The sequence below is a fragment of the Rhodococcus sp. 14-2470-1b genome (assembly GCF_002259415.1).
In the GTDB taxonomy this organism is placed as follows: Bacteria; Actinomycetota; Actinomycetes; order Mycobacteriales; family Mycobacteriaceae; genus Rhodococcoides.
The window spans coordinates 226,908-241,676 of record NZ_NPFY01000006.1; the positions used below are offsets into that span (position 1 = coordinate 226,908).

Here is a 14,769-nt window from a genome sequence, read left to right on the forward strand (position 1 = left end):
ATACGTGATGACCGATAAAGCAGCGCCACCGGACCTCGCCACGTGGCTGGAGTCCCGCTCCGATTCCGAACTCGTCGGCTTTCTCACGCTGCGTCCGGACCTGACGGTGCCACCCCCGTCGACCATCGGTGTTCTCGCCGGCCGCGCCGAGCAGCGCGCGTCGATTCTTCGCAGCGCCGACTCTCTCGACACACTCGCGCTGACGATTCTCGAGCTTCTCTCGATCGAGGGTGCGGGTGATCTTCCCGTGTCCCGCGCGCGTCTCGACGACGTGATCGACAAGCGCGCCACCGCCAAAGCCGTCGATCGGGCGCTGACGGCGCTGGGTGAACGCGCTCTGGTCTGGGGCACACGAACACTTCGGATGGCTCCCGCGGCACCGGACGCCGTGCCGTGGCGAATCGGCCGCATCCTGGACGCCGACGACTCACTCACGCCCGAGCGCGTCACCGAAGCGCTCGCCGGTATCGAGTCGAGCGAACGTGGCCTCCTCGAAACTCTCGCGAGGTCTTCTCCCGTCGGTCGAACCCGCGATGCCGCGCCGGGCACGCCGCCGGACCGCCCGGTCCAGAAGCTGCTGCGCGCCGGGCTGCTGACGTGGCTGGACGAACAGACGGTCGAGCTTCCGCATCAGGTGGGTCAGGCGCTGCGTGGCGAGCCGATCTCCGATCCCACCTCACTGACACCGCCCAAGCCGGCGACGACCAAGTACACGGCGGCCGACGTCGACGCTGCTGCGGCGGGCGAATCGCTCGAGCTGATCAGGCACTGCGCTGCGATCATCGAATCCTTGGCGGTCGCACCCGCCCCGGCGCTGAAGGCCGGCGGTCTCGGCATCCGAGAGCTCAAGCGCATCACCAAAGCGACGGGTCTCGACGAGAACCAGGTGGGACTGCTCGTCGAACTCCTTGCGGCCGCAGCACTGATCTCCAGCGGCACCCCCGATCCCCTTCCCTCGAACGACTCCGGCGACGACTACTGGGCGCCCACCTCCGCTGTCGACGCCTGGACGACGGCAACGCCTGCAGCGCGCTGGCACGCCCTGGCGTCGGCGTGGCTCGATCTACAGCGTGCACCGTGGCTCATCGGTATGCGCGATTCCAACGACAAACCCGTCGCCGCGCTGTCCGAGGAAGTTCGCTCGCCTGCAGCCCCGCGCGACCGTCGCACGATCCTGGAGTTCCTGGCCGATCTGGGCGCCGGTCGATCGGTGACGCCCACCGACGTCTCGCGTGGACTCGGCTGGAAACGTCCACGGGCAGCGGCCAGGTTCGCGATGCGCCCGACGCAGAAGATGATCGACGAAGCCACGACGCTCGGCATCGTCGCCCGCGGCGCGCTGTCGTCACCGGGCAAAGCGCTGTTGCACGGCGGCGACGCCGAAGCCGCCATGCGATCGGTTCTCCCGAAACCGATCGACTACATCCTCCTCCAGGCCGACCTCACTCTGGTGGCGCCGGGACCTCTCGAACCTGATCTGAACGATCGGATCGAGCTCGTGGCCGACGTCGAGTCGGCAGGCGCGGCGACGATGTACCGGATCACCGAGGACAGTCTGCGCCGAGCTCTCGACGTGGGCATGAGCGCGGCCGAGCTGCACAGTCTGTTCACCACGCACTCCCGTACCCCGGTTCCGCAGGGACTGAGCTACCTGATCGACGACGTCGCCCGGCGCCACGGACGACTCCGGGCGGGTGTCGCGTCGTCGTTCGTCAGGTGCGAGGATCCGGCTCTGCTGGCCGAGGTTCTGGCCTCCCCGGCGAGCGAACAATTGGCGCTGCGCGCGCTCGCTCCGACGGTTGCCATCTCTCAGGCGCCCCTCGCCGAAGTCATGAACGTTCTCACCGCGGCGGGTCTTGCACCCGCAGGCGAGGATTCCAACGGCGCCATCGTCGACCTCCGCAGCCGCGGTGCGCGCGTCCCGGTCCGCAGAACCCGGGCTCAGTTCCGCAGCCCGGCCGTACCCACCGACGAGCAACTCGCCCGGCTCGTCACCGAACTGCGAGCGGGCGAACGCGCCTCCCGGGCGGGCGGTCACACCGTGCGTTCCGACGGAACCCGCGCGACAGGGACCGCGACGCTCGCTCTGCTCCAGACGGCGCTGCAGGTGCGGCGAAGCGTGACGATCGGCTACGTCGATGCCCAGGGCACCGCGTCGAGGCGCGTCGTGGATCCGGTGGCGATGGGTGGAGGCCTGCTGGAGGCATTCGACCCCGCCACCGGTGAAGTACGCCGCTTCACGCTGCATCGCATCACCTCGGTGGCTCTCGTCGACTGACGTGAGTGGCAATGCAGTTCCGCTCACATGCGCGGGCGGCACGTTATGTGGACAATGGAACAGTTGCGCATTTTCGATGCGCATCAGGCGCGCTGCGCCGAAGAGTTCTGTAGGAGGAACACGTGACCGATGGGCCTTTGATCGTCCAGTCCGACAAGACTCTGCTGCTGGAAATCGACCACCCGCAAGCCGGTGAAGCGCGCGGCGCCATCGCTCCGTTCGCGGAGCTCGAACGAGCGCCCGAGCACGTACACACCTATCGCATCACCCCGCTCGCTCTGTGGAACGCGCGAGCAGCGGGCCACGACGCCGAGCAGGTCGTCGACGCACTCGTCAACTACTCGCGCTACGCCGTGCCGCAGCCGTTGTTGGTGGACATCGTCGACACGATGGCTCGGTACGGCCGCCTCCAGCTGGTGAAGAGCCCGATCCACGGACTCTCGCTCGTCAGCCTGGATCGCGCCGTCCTCACCGAGGTCATGCGACACAAGAAGATCGCGCCGATGCTCGGCGCCAAGGTCGACGAGGACACGGTCATCGTCCACCCGAGCGAGCGCGGGCATCTCAAGCAGATGCTGCTGAAGATCGGCTGGCCCGCCGAGGACCTCGCCGGGTACGTCGACGGCGAAGCGCACCCGATCGATCTGGATCAGGAGGGCGGCCACTGGTCGCTCCGCGACTACCAGGAGATGGCCGCGGATTCGTTCTGGGCCGGTGGCTCGGGCGTCGTCGTTCTCCCCTGTGGCGCCGGCAAGACGATGGTCGGTGCCGCTGCGATGGCCAAGGCCAAGGCGACGACGCTGATCCTCGTCACCAACACCGTCGCAGGCCGCCAGTGGAAGCGCGAACTGATCGCACGCACCTCGCTCACCGAGGAGGAAATCGGTGAGTACTCGGGCGAGCGCAAGGAAATTCGCCCTGTGACCATCGCCACCTATCAGGTCATCACTCGTCGCACCAAGGGCGAGTACAAGCATCTCGAGCTGTTCGACTCGCGCGACTGGGGTCTGGTCATCTACGACGAGGTCCACCTGCTTCCGGCGCCGGTGTTCCGCATGACGGCCGATCTGCAGTCCCGTCGTCGCCTCGGCCTGACCGCGACCCTGGTCCGTGAGGACGGCCGCGAGGGCGACGTGTTCTCGCTCATCGGCCCCAAGCGATACGACGCTCCGTGGAAGGACATCGAGGCGCAGGGGTGGATCGCGCCCGCCGAGTGCATCGAGGTTCGCGTCACGCTGACCGACGCCGAGCGCATGGCGTACGCGGTGTCGGAACCGGAGGAGCGATACAAGCTGTGCTCGACGGCGCACACCAAGATCGCCGTGGTGAAATCCATTCTGGCGAAGCACGAGGACGCGCCGACGTTGGTGATCGGGGCCTACCTCGATCAGCTCGACGAATTGGGCGAGGCCTTGAACGCCCCGGTCATTCAGGGGTCGACCAAGAACAAGGAACGGGAAATCCTGTTCGACGCCTTCCGCAAGGGCGAGATTCAGACCCTCGTGGTCAGCAAGGTCGCGAACTTCTCCATCGACCTCCCGGAAGCATCCGTGGCAGTGCAGGTTTCGGGAACCTTCGGATCACGCCAGGAGGAAGCGCAGCGACTCGGACGCCTCCTTCGGCCGAAACACGATGGCGGACAAGCGCATTTCTACTCCGTCGTGTCCCGAGACACCCTCGACGCCGAATATGCTGCGCACAGGCAACGATTCCTCGCCGAGCAGGGATACGCGTATCGCATCACCGACGCCGACGACATGCTGGGGCCTGCGATCTGAGCTGCAGGCGTGCTAATAATGGGCAGGTGCGCCGATTCGATTTTCCCGTAGACGTTGCCCACGCCAACTCGGTGAACGAGACCATGGGCGACGTCCGGCGGCTCCGTGTCTCCGCCGTCGTCACCGCGGTCGTGTTGATTGCCGCCGCCGCGTGGTTCTTCTGGTTGGCGCATCCGTGGTCCTACATTCTGGGCGCGGTGTTCCTGATCACGGCGGCGACGTCCTTGTGGGTGACCGTCTGGGCGCCGCGCAAGGTCGGCACCGTCGAGGACCTCTACGCCGAAGGAGGGCTGGTGCCCGCCGTCATCGCGGAGACGCGTGCACGCGGCGTCACCCTGCTGGCGCTGATCGACATCGCCAAGCCCGACGCGGGCGCGTCGCACTACGCCCTCGTCACACGCAGCATCCGATCGCTGCCCGGCCACGAACTGGTCGAAGGGGAACTGGTTCCGTCGATCTCGGTCCTGTCGGATCGCAGCAAGAACGCGATCAGCGACACCTGGCAGATGGTCGCCCCGATGCCCATCGCCTGGGGCACCACGGACGCATCGGTGATCGAGCGCGCTACCGCGGCGATCAGCGAAGCGGAATGGGCTCTGCTGGTCGCCAACATCGGCCTGTCCCCCAAGGTTCGTCAATCCGACAACCAGCAGCTCCTGGTGGATCCGCACGACTTGCCCGACGAACTGCGGTAGCGCACCGCCGATCAGGACAGGGCCGGAATTACCTCGCGCTCGAACAGTTCGATGCCGGAACGGTCGTAGGCGGCTTCCGGGAAATAGAAGATGCCGTACGCGAGCCCCTTCTCCTTCAGCGCCGTCAAATTCTCGACGATCTGCTCCGGCGTGCCGACACCGGGAAGACCACGGAACGCGTCGAGCGCCGCATCCGCCTTCTCGGCCCCCACGTACTGCGTCAGACGCGCCTGTAGCTGATCCAGCCTGTCCTTCACTTCTGCTTCCGTGGTCCCGATCGCGACGTTGTAGTTGGACGAGCGCACGATCGAGTCGAAATCGCGGCCGACGGCGTCGCAGTGCCCCTTCAGCAATTCCGACTTACGCGTGAACCCTTCCGGGGTGCCGTCGAAGTTGGTGTAGTCGGCGTACTTCGCCGCGATCTTCAGCGTGACCTTCTCACCGCCGCCTGCGATCCACAGAGGGATACCGCCGTCCTGTACCGGCTTGGGCCACACCCGAGCACCATCGACCTGGAAGTACTTCCCGTCCAGCGTCGCTTCTCCGGTTTCCCAGGCCTGCTTGAAGATCTGCACACCCTCGTCGAGTGCACCCAGACGCTGCCCGGCGGGAGGGAAGCCGTATCCGTATGCCCGCCACTCGTGCTCGTACCAGCCCGCACCGATGCCCATCTCGACGCGGCCGGCCGAGATCAGATCCACCGTCGCCGCAACTTTCGCCAGATACGCGGGGTTGCGGTACGCCATCGACGTGCACATCTGCCCCAGACGGATGCGCGACGTCGTCGCCGCGAACGCGGACATCAGAGTCCAGGCCTCGTGCGTAGCCTCGTCCGTCGGCTCGGGAACGGTGTGGAAATGGTCGTACACCCACAAGGATTCCCACGGTCCGGCGTCGGCGGCGGACGCGAGATTCCGCATCACGTCCCACTGCGCCGCGGGGTCGATACCGACCAGGTCGAGTCGCCAGCCTTGAGGAATGAAGAGTCCGAATCGCATGACCGGAATCCTACCGATCGAGTAGGAATCACACCCCTCGACCGACAGCGCCGATGACGGGGCGACCGCGATGCCCGAAATGTGACACCAGCTACGCTGCAGGAATGTCCGCGGAGTATCAGAGCCGAACCGTCGAGCGCCTACGCCCGTTCGGATCCACCATCTTCGCCGAGATGACCGCGCTCGCCGTGTCCACCGGAGCCGTCAACCTCGGCCAGGGTTTCCCCGACACCGACGGACCCGCGTCGATGCTCGACGCCGCGAGAGGCGCCATCGCCGACGGCTTCAACCAGTACTCACCCGGGCCCGGATTGCCCGTTCTGCGCGAGGCCGTCGTCGCCGACAGGCAGCGGCGTCTGAGTGTCGAGTACGACCCGGCAACCGAAGCGCTGATCACCGTCGGCGCCACCGAGGGCATCGCAGCCACCATCCTCGGACTGGTCGAGCCCGGCGAAGAGGTTCTGCTCATCGAGCCGTACTACGACTCCTATGCAGCTGCCATCGCGCTGGCCGGCGCGCGTCGCAAGACCGTCTCGTTGGTACCGGACGGCACCGGATTCGCTCTCGACACCGACGCCTTGGCCGCCGCGATCGGCCCGAACACGAAACTGCTCGTGGTCAACACACCGCACAATCCGACCGGGACCGTACTCACGCACGCCGAGCTGACGCGGATCGCCGAAATCGCCTGCGAACACGATCTTCTGGTCCTCACCGACGAGGTCTACGAACGACTGACCTTCGACTCCCCCGACTCGTCCGGGCGATCGACGAGATCCACCCATACATCGCTCGCGTCGCTTCCTGGAATGTTCCAGCGCACGGTCACCGTGTCCAGCGCCGCAAAGACGTTCAACGCCACCGGCTGGAAAACCGGCTGGGCCCTGGGACCACGTGAGCTCATCGATGCAGTGCGCGCCGCCAAGCAGTTCATGACCTTCGTCGGCGGAACTCCGTTCCAGCCGGCCGTCGCACACGCCTTGAATCACGAGGACGCATGGGTGGAGAATCTTCGCACGTCCTTGCAGGCAAAACGAGATGTTCTGTCCTCCGCACTCACCGCCGCCGGGCTCGACGTCAAAGCAAGCGACGGAACCTATTTCGTGTGTGCGGACATCTCGTCGGTGGGCGGAGTCGACGCGCTGCAGTTCTGCCGAACCTTGCCGGAAAGGATCGGGGTCGCGGCCGTGCCGGTCAGCGCCTTCGTCGACGATCCGAGGCCCGCCTCCGGGCCGAGCAACTGGACGACGCTCGTGCGATTCGCATTCTGCAAGAAGGACGACGTGCTCGCCGACGCCGCGTCCAGGCTCCTCACGCTGTGATCGCATGAGTGCCCGTACGATTCCTGCTGAGTTCATCGCCAAGGCGGTCGTCCTCGCCGAGAGCGGCGGCGTCGACCTGTCCTACCCGATAACGATCGCCGGGATCGACCGGTCCTCGCTGAACGATCCGAGCAAGCGACTGACCGCCGAGCAGGTCACGCTGTTCACCCAGGCTGCATGGCAGGTCACCGGTGACGAACTGTTCGGACTCGCGTCGATGCCGCTGCGGCGCGGCAGTTTTCGAGTCATCTGCCTGACCTTGATTCACTGTCCCGACCTCTCCGCAGCCTTGAACCGCATGTCCGAAACGACCCGAGTACTGTCCGGAATGCCCCCGATGCTGATCACGGGCGATGACTCGACGACGCGTCTGACCATCCCCCCTGCCGACAACAGTCACCTGCCCGAGCAGGCGCGGGCAGCTGCGGGTCGACTGCTCACAGATTTTCGGATGGTCCTGGTACACCGTTTCGCTGCTTGGCTCATCGGAGGACGAGTCAAACTGCATTCAGTCGAACTACCGTACGACCTCGACGATCCGTCCACCGGCAAGCTCTACGACCGAATGTTCGGCACGAGAGTCACTTTCGGAGCCGAGGTAGCCGCTCTGGAATTCGACAATTCAGCGATGCGGGCACCCATCGTGCAGACCGAGGACACCCTCGCCGAGTACCTCCGCGAATCCCCCAACCTCCTGTTCACCGCCCGCGACTACGACAGCACCGCGTCCGCACAAGTCCGCCGGGCACTCGAACTCGGCCTGCAGGGCCAGGCACCCGGCACCGACGACATCGCGGACATGTTGTCCGTCAGCGCCGCCCATCTGCGTCGCCTACTGCGGCAGGAAGGTACCTCCGTCAACCAGATTCGTGAGGAGGTCCTACGGGACGCCGCCGTCTCCGGACTGAGCCGCGGCGACTCGGTGGACGACATCTCCAACAGGCTGGGCTTCTCCGAACCCTCCGCGTTCCGCCGTGCCTTCAAACGCTGGACAGGGCAAACCCCCGGCGCCTACCGCTGACCCCCCTGTCAGGACACGCAGAACTCGTTACCCTCGGGATCGGTCATGGTGATCCACGTGCTCGGACCGACCTGACCGCGGTGCGAGATCGCGGCCCCGGCGTCGACCAGCTTCTGAGCGATGGCCTCGCGTTCGTCACCGACCCTGATGTCGAAGTGAAGACGATTCTTGACCGTCTTCGGCTCGGGAACGAGTTGGAAGAGAACACGCGGGGTTCCGGGAGTGTCCGGATCGAAGATCGCCGCGCCGATCTTCCAGACCAGGTTGCCCTCGAACACCACGGTGTCCTCCTGCCTGGCGTGACCCGCCGCGATCAGTCCCTCGATGAATGCACTGTCCGTGGGTTCGACGATCCATCCCAGGGCCTTGGCCCACCATTTCGCTTGTTCATGAGGCTTCCCACTGTCCACCGTGACCTGAAATTCGTATCCCATGTGCACACGATAGGCCGATGGAGCGCACACCCCACTCACATAAGGTGGAACATACGTTCGAATACCGCTACGCTGTGCCGATGAGCGTGGAACTTCAGGGCTCGCTGTTCACCGACGACGAGGAGCAGTTCGGCCCCCTCGGATCGACCGTGAGCAGGCGGGCACTGTCGAACGGCGCATGGGTGGACGTGCGGCCGGGGTGGGTCGGTTCGATCGACTTGTTCGACCGTCTCGTCGACGGGGTGGACTGGCGGGCAGAGCGGCGTCAGATGTACGACCGTGTGGTCGACGTACCTCGCCTGGTGCGGTTCTACTCCGACTCCGAACCGTGGCCGGACTCGTCGTTGAACGAAGCCAAGACCGCTCTCGACGCACACTACGGCCCGGAGCTGGGCGAGACGTTCACGACAGCCGGATTGTGTTATTACAGAGACGGATCCGACAGTGTGGCGTGGCACGGCGACAACATCGGCCGCAGCGCCACCGAGGACACGATGGTCGCCATCGTCTCGCTCGGCGCCACCAGGCAACTGATGCTGCGCCCCCGTGGAGGCGGAACATCGCTGAAATTCACACTGGGACATGGCGATCTGATCGTCATGGGCGGCTCGTGTCAGCGCACCTGGGAGCACGCCGTTCCCAAGAGCACCCGCGCGACCGGACCACGCATCAGCGTGCAGTTCCGGCCGCGCGGTGTCCGCTAGCCGCGACGAGTCTCGACGGCAGCAGCCAGCACATCGAGTTGTGCCGCAGTGGTGTCCCAGTCGAGGCACGCGTCGGTGATGGACTGGCCGTAGGTCAGGTCCTCCTTGTGTCCGAGAGTCAGATCCTGACGGCCCGCGACGAGGAAGCTCTCGAGCATGACACCGACGATGCCGTGCTCACCCTCGCCGAGGCGTCGGGCAACGTCGGTGACCACGTCGACCTGCTTGTTGTGGTCCTTGCGGCTGTTTCCGTGGCTGGCGTCGATGACGACGCGCTCGGGGAGCGACGACTTCCGCAGACGCGCGACCGTATCGGCGACGGATTCTGCGTCGTAGTTCGGTCCGTCGGTGCCGCCGCGCAGGATGACGTGGCAGTCCGGGTTGCCGGTGGTGCGAATCAACGCGGCCTGGCCGTCCAGATCGGTGCCGGGGAAGACGTGACTCGACGCCGCCGCACGGGTGCCGTCGACCGCGACCTGGATGTCGCCCTCCGTCGAGTTCTTGATGCCGACGGGCATCGACAGCGCACTGCACAGTTGCCGGTGAACCTGGCTGGCCGCCGTCCGGGCTCCGATCGCGCCGTAGCTGACCAGGTCCGCGATGTACTGCGGCGTGATCGGGTCGAGGAATTCACACCCGACGGGCAGTCCGAGCGCGGAAATGTCGACCAACAGCTGACGCCCCACGCGCAGTCCGGAATTGATGTCGAACGAGCCGTCGAGGTGCGGATCGTTGATCAGACCCTTCCAGCCCAGCGTCGTACGCGGCTTCTCGAAGTAGACGCGCATGACGATGTGCAACCGATCGCCCAGCTCGGACGCTTTCTCGGCGAGCTTGCGCGCGTACTCCATCGCAGCCTCGGTGTCGTGCACCGAGCACGGCCCGACCACCACGATGAGACGGTCGTCCGCGCCGTTCAGAATGTCGACCACACCGGCGCGGCCGCGACGAACCGTCGACGACACCGCGTCGTCGGCGGCGTGCTCACGTCGTAGTAACGACGGCGCCACCAGCGGGCTGATGCTGATGGTGCGCTGATCGTCCAACGACGTATCGGTAGGGGTGACAGCTGTAGTCATGAGAAATCCTTTTCGATTCTCAGACCGGCCCTCGGAGAGCTCCACGCACGCTTCGAGCCGGTCTGCATCCGGCTCGTGGGGTGGGGTCTCAGCGCATGGCGTCGCTGGCTGACCCACCCGGGGCCGGCCTGCTAAACCAGAAATACGTGCGCTGCATGGAACAGACGGTAGCACGCCTGTCCCCGGGGGCATGCGCGGCACTATGCTCATGCGTGCAGTTGGTTCGCCCAGCGGTCGTGAGGAGCCCCGAAGACCACGGACGGCGACGCAAGAGGGAACCCGGTGAGAATCCGGGACTGTCCCGCAGCGGTATGCAGGAACGACCGCCGTCATATGCACTGGAGAAGCCTCTCTGGGAAGCGACGGCCAGTAGGTGCGGCCTCCACCCGAGGACCGCGTGCTTGCGAGTCCGAATACCTGCCTACTGTGCTGCGCACGCCGTGCGCAGCGGTTCACCGCCCCGTGGAATGGGCGAGTCGACCTGCAGCTGGTGTACGTACATGGGCTCGGTCGTCTCGCGCGCTCGGTGGTGATCCACCCACGTGTGACGTACATGGAGAAATGCCAGTGACATTCGAATTCACCGCCACGATTCTCGGTTCACCCCGGATCGGACCGCGACGCGAGCTCAAGCGCGCAGTCGAGTCCTACTGGGCAGGCACGATCGACGCTCCCGCACTGGAATCGGTGGCCAAGAGCCTCCGTGAGGACACCTGGACGGCGTCGAAGAACGCCGGTCTGGACTCGATTCCGGTGGGCACGTTCAGTTACTACGACCAGGTTCTGGACACGGCGGACATGTTGGGGGCGCTTCCCGAGCGCGTGCTGGGCATCGAGAGCGAACTCGATCGCTACTTCGCGGCCGCTCGCGGCACCGAATCTGTTGTGCCTCTGGAAATGACGAAGTGGTTCGACACCAATTACCACTATCTGGTGCCCGAGATCTCATCCGACACCACGTTCACCCTGCACCCCGAGAAGATCCTCGGCGAGTTGGAAGAAGCGCGGACGCTGGGCATTCCGGCACGACCGGTTCTGGTCGGCCCGGTGACGTTCCTCCTGCTCTCCAAAGCCGTCGACAGCACTGCGCCGCTCCTGGACCGCCTCGAGGAGATTCTGCCGCTCTACGCAGACCTGTTGACGCAGCTGGCCGGCGCAGGAGCCGAGTGGGTTCAGATCGACGAACCCGCGTTGGTCGCGGACCGGACGCAGGACGAGATCTCCTCGGCGAAGCGCGCGTACGACTTCCTCAGTGCACTGGAGACCAGGCCGGCGATCCTGTTGGCGTCGTACTTCGGTGATCTGGGCGACGCGCTTCCCTTGCTCGCATCGACCGGCATCGAGGGGTTGTCGATCGATCTGACCGCACCGGGCACCGTGGAGCAGCTCGCTTCGGTACCGGCTCTGGTGAACAAGCGCATCGTCGCGGGCATCGTCGACGGCAGGAACATCTGGCGTACCGATCTGGACAAGGCTCTGGCCACGCTCGCCAGTCTGCTCGGTAGCGTGGGCGCCCTCGCGGTGTCGAGTTCCTGCTCACTGCTCCACGTTCCGTACACGCTCGACGGTGAGACCGACATCGTGGACCCACTTCGCTCCTGGTTGGCCTTCGGTTCCGAGAAGATCTCCGAGGTGACCGTGCTGGCGCGTGCGTTGAGGGACGGAACCGATTCCGTCGCAGCCGAATTGCAGGAGTCGCGCGCCGCGCTCGCGAGTCGTCGCACCGACCCGCGCCTGCACGACGCCGCCATCCGCGCCCGGCTCGCCGCAGGTGTTTGCGTCGATCGCAGCCCGGCCGACGAGCGACGCCCGGCCCAGGCCTCGCGGCTGAACCTGCCGTCCTTGCCGACGACGACGATCGGCTCCTACCCGCAGACCACCCGGATTCGCGTCGCCCGCGCTGCCGTACGCAGGGGGGAGATCGACGACGCCGAGTACGTACGTCGTATGCAGTCGGAGATCGCCGACGTGGTTGCGCTGCAAGAGAACATAGGTCTCGACGTTCTGGTGCACGGAGAGCCGGAGCGCAACGACATGGTGCAGTACTTCGCCGAACAACTGAACGGTTTCGCGGCGACGGCGAACGGGTGGGTGCAGTCCTACGGATCGCGGTGCGTCCGCCCGCCGATTCTGTTCGGGGACGTCAGCCGAAACGGTGCGATGACCGTCGACTGGATCACGTACGCACAGTCTCTGACCGATAAGCCGGTGAAGGGAATGCTCACTGGACCGGTCACGATCCTGGCCTGGTCGTTCGTCCGCGACGATCAGTCGTTGGCCGACAGTGCCGATCAGGTGGCGCTCGCAATTCGCGACGAGACGGTGGATCTGCAATCCGCGGGTATCCGCATCGTGCAGGTCGACGAGCCCGCACTGCGGGAGCTTCTCCCTCTACGCGCGAAGGACAAGGCGACTTACCTGGCGTGGGCGGTGCGGGCGTTCAAGCTCTCCACGTCCGGTGTCGCGGATTCCACTCAGATCCACACGCATCTCTGCTATTCGGAGTTCGGTGAGGTCATCGACGCCATCGTGGCACTCGACGCCGACGTCACCTCCATCGAGGCAGCGCGGTCGCACATGGAAGTCTTGGATGATCTGGGCGCTGTCGGTTTCGACCTCGGAGTGGGGCCCGGGGTCTACGACATTCACTCACCTCGAGTCCCGAGCGTCGACGAGATCACCGATTCCCTGCGAGAGGCACTGAATTCGGTTCCCGCCGAGAGGTTGTGGGTCAACCCGGATTGCGGGCTGAAGACACGCGGAACCGTCGAGGTCGAGGCGTCGCTGCGCAATCTCGTCGAGGCCGCGCGCGCCGTTCGCTAGCTCTGGCGTCGATCCTCCGGTGAGCGGCGAAGCGCATCGTTCACTTTCGCGAGAATCGGCACGGCGTCCTCCACTGCCCGACGCTCGGCAGCGGAGAGCTTTGCGATTTCGGCCGACAGTACCTCGATCCTGCGGTCGGCCCGGCGTTCGCGTCGGGCCGCCCGTTCGCCGTTCACCCGGAGCACGACGGCTCGGCCGTCGGCCGGATCGGGGTGCCGGTCGACCAGGCCCTTGTCGACCAGTGTGCGCACCAGCGTGCTGACGGTGTTGGGGCGAAGTCGCAGTCTGGCGGCGACGTCACCGATCCGACTGTCCGGGAACGCCAGGATCGTTCGGACGACTTCGGCTTGTGCGAGCGGCAGCGTTTCGTCGGTACCGGAGGTGTCCAGGTGGAGCCGAAGAACGCGGCGTAGGCCGAATGCGACCTCGAGAAGGCCGCGGGCGGCGTCGTCATCGGGGTGGCTCATGCCACAGAACTATATCTGACACAGATATTGTTTACCGCGCTGATGCAGGATAGCGTTACCTCATCTTGTCGATCCCGTACCCAGAGGCCTCGTGAAACGCGCACCGATCTTCCTGCCCCTTCTCGCCACCGCAGTACTCGTCACCGCATGCGGGTCGAGCGAGAACCCCGCCGATCCGAGCACCACACCGGCGACGACCCTGGCGACACCTACGGCCGCCGAGGCCCCTGGCCCGACGGGCATTCCCGACGGGATGGGCTCCCCCGGGGTCGACGACGGCGTCTTCCCCCGCACCGTCGTTCATTTCGGCGGGTCGACGGCTATACCGGCCGAGCCCAAGCGGATCGTCGTCATCGCCACCGGCCAACTCGACGCGGTACTGACACTGGGCGTCGTTCCCACCGGCGTTGCCTACGGTGAGGGAGCAGCCCTGGTTCCGGACTACATCGGCCGCGAATTCCCGCAGTTCAGCACGGAGATAGCGCAGCTCGTCGACGTCGGGAACAGGCAGGCCCCCGACCTGGAGGCCATTGCAGCGCTGGAGCCTGATCTCGTTCTCGCGAACAAGGCTGGTTCCGAGGACATTTACGAGACATTGTCGGCGATTGCGCCGACGGTGTTGACCGAAGGCACGGGCGTCAACTGGAAGCAGGATTTCCTGCTGCTCGCAGATGCTCTCGGCCGAACCGAGCAGGCGCAGTCGTTCGTGGACGACTTCGTGGCGCGTGCACAGGATCTCGGAGATCAGGTCGGTGACGACACCGTGTCGTTCGTGCGGTTCACCGCCGACCGCGCCCGAGTGTTCGGGGTGCCGTCGTTCGCCGGCTATATCGCCTGGGATGCAGGTCTTGCACGCCCGGAAAGCCAGCAGTTCGACAAGACGTCACAGGATTTCAGTGAAGAAGAGATCCAATTGGCCGATGCGGACTGGGTTTTCGTCGGCAGCCAGGACAACGGCCCGGGTTCCCGGCAGCAGACGTACACCACCAACCCACTGTGGACCGGGATGAGCGCGTCCACCGAAGGCCACATCGTGACCGTCGACGACGATCCATGGTACCTCAACGCCGGTCCGACCGCGGCGACGATCGTTCTCGACGGACTCACGGAGACGTTGACCCGGTAGAGCAGTCGAATGGGGAACGTGCGCGTTCCCCATTGGTTCGTCTC

At 65.6% G+C, this 14,769-nt stretch carries 12 protein-coding genes and 1 riboswitch; of the genes, 8 read left to right on the forward strand and 4 right to left on the reverse strand.

The window, feature by feature from the left end; translation table 11 throughout:
• Nucleotides 1-7: 7 nt before the first annotated feature.
• From CH293_RS04355 to CH293_RS04365, 3 genes are all read left to right on the forward strand, one after another.
• A complete protein-coding gene (locus CH293_RS04355; protein WP_094719479.1) occupies nt 8-2,278 on the forward strand; it encodes a helicase-associated domain-containing protein in 2,271 nt (756 codons plus the stop codon).
• A gap of 122 nt (nt 2,279-2,400) precedes the next feature.
• Nucleotides 2,401-4,056 carry a DNA repair helicase XPB gene (locus CH293_RS04360; protein WP_037103566.1) on the forward strand — a complete coding sequence of 552 codons (1,656 nt, stop codon included), beginning with the start codon at nt 2,401-2,403 and terminating at the stop codon, nt 4,054-4,056.
• A 26-nt stretch (nt 4,057-4,082) separates the two neighbouring features.
• Nucleotides 4,083-4,751: a DUF3239 domain-containing protein gene (locus tag CH293_RS04365; protein WP_037103565.1), complete on the forward strand. Its 669-nt coding sequence runs from the start codon at nt 4,083-4,085 to the stop codon at nt 4,749-4,751.
• Nucleotides 4,752-4,762: 11 nt separating this feature from the next.
• On the opposite strand, the gene CH293_RS04370 is transcribed toward CH293_RS04365, so the two are convergent.
• On the reverse strand, nt 4,763-5,749 hold the full coding sequence (locus CH293_RS04370; protein WP_037103563.1) for an LLM class F420-dependent oxidoreductase: 987 nt from the start codon (nt 5,747-5,749) through the stop codon (nt 4,763-4,765).
• A gap of 104 nt (nt 5,750-5,853) precedes the next feature.
• On the opposite strand from CH293_RS04370, the gene CH293_RS04375 reads away from it, so the two are divergent.
• Complete coding sequence (locus CH293_RS04375; protein WP_094719480.1) at nt 5,854-7,071, forward strand: pyridoxal phosphate-dependent aminotransferase; 1,218 nt, start codon at nt 5,854-5,856, stop codon at nt 7,069-7,071.
• Between the two features lie 4 nt (nt 7,072-7,075).
• The gene (locus CH293_RS04380) at nt 7,076-8,092 is read left to right on the forward strand and encodes an AraC family transcriptional regulator (RefSeq protein WP_094719481.1); all 1,017 of its coding nucleotides are present in this window, start codon (nt 7,076-7,078) and stop codon (nt 8,090-8,092) included.
• 8 nt (nt 8,093-8,100) lie between these two features.
• Here CH293_RS04380 and CH293_RS04385 read toward each other — a convergent pair whose 3' ends face one another.
• A complete protein-coding gene (locus CH293_RS04385) occupies nt 8,101-8,526 on the reverse strand; it encodes a VOC family protein (RefSeq protein WP_037103559.1) in 426 nt (141 codons plus the stop codon).
• A gap of 80 nt (nt 8,527-8,606) precedes the next feature.
• On the opposite strand from CH293_RS04385, the gene CH293_RS04390 reads away from it, so the two are divergent.
• Nucleotides 8,607-9,230 (forward strand): alpha-ketoglutarate-dependent dioxygenase AlkB, encoded by a 624-nt coding sequence (locus CH293_RS04390; RefSeq protein ID WP_037103558.1) that lies wholly within the window; start codon nt 8,607-8,609, stop codon nt 9,228-9,230.
• Here CH293_RS04390 and CH293_RS04395 read toward each other — a convergent pair.
• Complete coding sequence (locus CH293_RS04395) at nt 9,227-10,309, reverse strand: 3-deoxy-7-phosphoheptulonate synthase (protein WP_037103555.1); 1,083 nt, start codon at nt 10,307-10,309, stop codon at nt 9,227-9,229. The genes CH293_RS04390 and CH293_RS04395 overlap by 4 nt on opposite strands.
• Nucleotides 10,310-10,511: 202 nt before the next feature.
• A riboswitch (cobalamin riboswitch) is annotated at nt 10,512-10,749 on the forward strand.
• Between the two features lie 127 nt (nt 10,750-10,876).
• Here CH293_RS04395 and metE point away from each other — a divergent pair.
• The gene (gene metE, locus CH293_RS04400) at nt 10,877-13,132 is read left to right on the forward strand and encodes a 5-methyltetrahydropteroyltriglutamate--homocysteine S-methyltransferase (RefSeq protein WP_176459906.1); all 2,256 of its coding nucleotides are present in this window, start codon (nt 10,877-10,879) and stop codon (nt 13,130-13,132) included.
• Here the strand turns inward: metE and CH293_RS04405 are convergent.
• On the reverse strand, nt 13,129-13,599 hold the full coding sequence (locus tag CH293_RS04405; RefSeq protein ID WP_094719483.1) for a MarR family winged helix-turn-helix transcriptional regulator: 471 nt from the start codon (nt 13,597-13,599) through the stop codon (nt 13,129-13,131). The genes metE and CH293_RS04405 overlap by 4 nt on opposite strands.
• Nucleotides 13,600-13,690: 91 nt before the next feature.
• On the opposite strand from CH293_RS04405, the gene CH293_RS04410 reads away from it, so the two are divergent.
• Complete coding sequence (locus CH293_RS04410; RefSeq protein ID WP_094719484.1) at nt 13,691-14,725, forward strand: ABC transporter substrate-binding protein; 1,035 nt, start codon at nt 13,691-13,693, stop codon at nt 14,723-14,725.
• The last annotated feature ends 44 nt before the right edge of the window (nt 14,726-14,769 follow it).

Coding starts and splice junctions, on each gene's coding strand:
- CH293_RS04355 (WP_094719479.1), top strand. CDS start 8: ATGACCGATAAAGCAGCGCCACCGGACCTCGCCACGTGGCTGGAGTCC.
- CH293_RS04370 (WP_037103563.1), bottom strand. CDS start 5,749: ATGCGATTCGGACTCTTCATTCCTCAAGGCTGGCGACTCGACCTGGTC.
- CH293_RS04375 (WP_094719480.1), top strand. CDS start 5,854: ATGTCCGCGGAGTATCAGAGCCGAACCGTCGAGCGCCTACGCCCGTTC.
- CH293_RS04380 (WP_094719481.1), top strand. CDS start 7,076: ATGAGTGCCCGTACGATTCCTGCTGAGTTCATCGCCAAGGCGGTCGTC.
- CH293_RS04385 (WP_037103559.1), bottom strand. CDS start 8,526: ATGGGATACGAATTTCAGGTCACGGTGGACAGTGGGAAGCCTCATGAA.
- CH293_RS04390 (WP_037103558.1), top strand. CDS start 8,607: ATGAGCGTGGAACTTCAGGGCTCGCTGTTCACCGACGACGAGGAGCAG.
- CH293_RS04395 (WP_037103555.1), bottom strand. CDS start 10,309: ATGACTACAGCTGTCACCCCTACCGATACGTCGTTGGACGATCAGCGC.
- CH293_RS04405 (WP_094719483.1), bottom strand. CDS start 13,599: ATGAGCCACCCCGATGACGACGCCGCCCGCGGCCTTCTCGAGGTCGCA.